This is a genomic window from Pedobacter sp. 05L430 (assembly GCF_056397585.1).
Genome location: NZ_JBFTNT010000514.1, coordinates 1 through 2641, shown reverse-complemented (window position 1 = coordinate 2641; position 2641 = coordinate 1). Strand labels below are relative to the sequence as shown.

Genomic DNA, 2641 nt, shown 5'->3' with positions numbered 1-2641 from the left:
CTATAAATTCCGGGCATGGTATCAATAATGTATACCAGTCCGTTTTCCTTAATTACTTTTTTAGTTTCCTCCATAACTTATTATTAACTAGGCTCTTTTTTTCTTAGTAAGGCTTTCCATTAATTGGCTGTAAAGATCATCGCTACTAGCTGTTTTAGGCTGCATTTTCTTAATAATAGGTTGTTTTCCCTTAGCTTTTGCTTTTATAATAGCTAAAAGTTCAACCCGATGTTCATCCTTAAATGAACTGATGTCAAAGTCACCACTATATTGAGCTATTAAAGCCATACCAATCTCCAACTCTTTGCTGCTTATCGTTTTTTCTCCCTTAAGCTTAACTTCTGTTGTGCTTCTAATTTCTTCCTCGAACCGGATTTTAGTAATAACCAGTACCTCATCCATGGGATGGATAACGCATAGGTTCTCCGTATTTCTGAATACGAAACGGGCTACTCCTACCTTTTTTGATTTAACAAGTGCACGTAGAAGTAAGGCATATGCTTTTTTTCCCTGGTTTTCAGGCTGTGTATAGTATGAGGTTTCGTAATAAATGGGATTGATTTCACTGATATCAACAAAACGCTCCAGCTCAACGACCTTGGTCTTTTCCGGACTAGCCTCCTCAAAATCTTTGTCATTAAGTACAATATATTTTTCATCAAGCTGATACCCCTTTACTATTTTTTCATAAGGAACTTCTTTACCGGTATTTTCATTAACTCGTTTATATTTTATCCTGGCATGATCTCTTTCATCCAGCATATCGAAATCAAGATTGCTGTTCTGTACGGCCGAGTATAGCTTAACAGGGATATTAACCAAGCCAAACCCAATAGCGCCTTTCCAAATAGATTTCATAATGCATGTATTTTAATCTTTAACTTTCTGGTTAACAACTTTGAGATAGGAATGTTTAGATTGTCCACATAAAACAAATAATCCTAATTACTGTTGTGGAAATTTGAACATCAAAAGGGAGTTTTTGACAATCAACAGGTTGCCTGCGTGTCTGTTCATTCGATACTTTTGATTCAAAGATGCCTAATTCTTTCATATTGCCGCTCTAACTATCTCAACCCGTTTCCCAAAACATTTAGGCTCCTTCCATTAAAACGTCCCTAGCGTTTAGTCTGACTTATGCCATTAATCATGATTTTTCAGCCGATTTTCAAAGTGACTATATGGATTTGGGCGGGTTCTCTGTTTACAAAGATGAATCTTCGTTAAATCACTCAGATTCTGTTTATTACTGGATGGAAAAATACATTTCACTTCTGGAAGATTATAAGAAATTAGTACAAAAGGGAAGTCATCACAAGACATTGTCATAACATAAAGTTGAAGTAAAAAGTAGCGACGTATTAGGACGCTACTTTTTACTAATTATAATTATTTAAGCTGGATTTTTTCTGCCATTGAATAGGCAAGTTCCCCAACTCCTGCTGTTTTTACACCTACCCGAACATATACCGCATCAGCAATTGATAATGAAGCCGGAATCACAATATTCATTGTAAGTGGCTGATTAATATTTGGAATAGCCGAAGCAGCAATTGTAGTAACAGCACTTTGATTAGCATCATCAATAAGGGCTGTTTTGAAGACATATAATTTGACCGATTCGAGCAAATTCGTAGTGTTTACAGTTTGTAAATTTACTGTAGCTGTTACCGTTGTACCAGCTCTCTGATATGAAACGGTTTTAACAAATGTATAAGGCGTTACAGGAACATCAACAATTGTATTGCCGCTTACTTTAACATCAATTGAATCCGTATTGTTAATCCATGGCCCTACTCCTCTTAATCTGGTTAATTTATAATTGCCATCAAAAAGTAAGGCAGAAAAAGTACCATCTTGTGCAACATAAACTGGAATTTTTGTAAAGAAATCATAGCCGTGTTGCCATAATTCCAGCTGTACGCCATTTGATCTGACGCCAATGGCCTGACCTTCATACACCACCCTACCTGTAAGTAATGATTTTGGTGCGGTGTAATTATCTTTCTTACATCCTGCAATCCCTGCTGCAAGGATAAACAACAATGAATATATATATGCTTTCATTTTCATAACCTGATTAATTAAATGGATTTTGAACAATTTTAGGATTGTTGTTTATTACATTCTGATCAAAAGATGAGTAGTAATTAAAAATTTGAAAAAACCTTGGCGATCTAAATCTGGGAGCTGTCATTTTAACAAATATATATTTCCCATCGCGGGCTGCATCTCCAGGACGAATTACGCGGTATGGATATAAGGCTGATACTACTGCATCAGGACTATCTGAATTACCGGTCCAAACTTTATCTGCCTGTCTCCAGCGCTTTAAATCCCATAAACGATGATCCTCAAACGCCAATTCGTTTCTACGCTCATTTCTGATTTTACTAATGGTTAAGGTTGCGCTTGTCAGGCTATTTGCACCGAAACCAGCACGCTGCCGAATTAAATTTGCATAGGTTAAGGCATCGTTTGTTTGTCCGAGTTCAAATGCGGCTTCAGACGCATTCAGATATATCTCTCCTAAACGGAACCATACCCACCAAACGTCACTTTGAATCCCCCTTGTAGAGGCTCCGCCATTTGCATCTATATACTTGCGAAGATAGAAGCCTGTGTTTGATACCTCTTGTAT

The 2641-nt window shown here is 36.9% G+C and carries 3 protein-coding genes; all 3 read right to left on the bottom strand.

The annotated features are described in order from the left end of the window. Positions 1–87: 87 nt before the first annotated feature. Positions 88–858, bottom strand: coding sequence for a non-homologous end joining protein Ku (ku, locus tag AC1DG9_RS26960; protein ID WP_172662885.1), 771 nt, complete (start codon positions 856–858; stop codon positions 88–90). Between the two features lie 531 nt (positions 859–1389). After that, positions 1390–2067: a DUF3823 domain-containing protein gene (locus tag AC1DG9_RS26955; RefSeq protein ID WP_216854479.1), complete on the bottom strand. Its 678-nt coding sequence runs from the start codon at positions 2065–2067 to the stop codon at positions 1390–1392. 13 nt (positions 2068–2080) lie between these two features. Next, positions 2081–2641, bottom strand: a 561-nt coding sequence (locus AC1DG9_RS26950) for a RagB/SusD family nutrient uptake outer membrane protein (protein WP_477635679.1), incomplete at its 5' end; no start/stop codon positions are given.

Excerpts from the sequence above, each read along its gene's own strand:
- ku (WP_172662885.1), bottom strand. The coding sequence starts at position 858 with ATGAAATCTATTTGGAAAGGCGCTATTGGGTTTGGCTTGGTTAATATC.
- AC1DG9_RS26955 (WP_216854479.1), bottom strand. The coding sequence starts at position 2,067 with ATGAAAGCATATATATATTCATTGTTGTTTATCCTTGCAGCAGGGATT.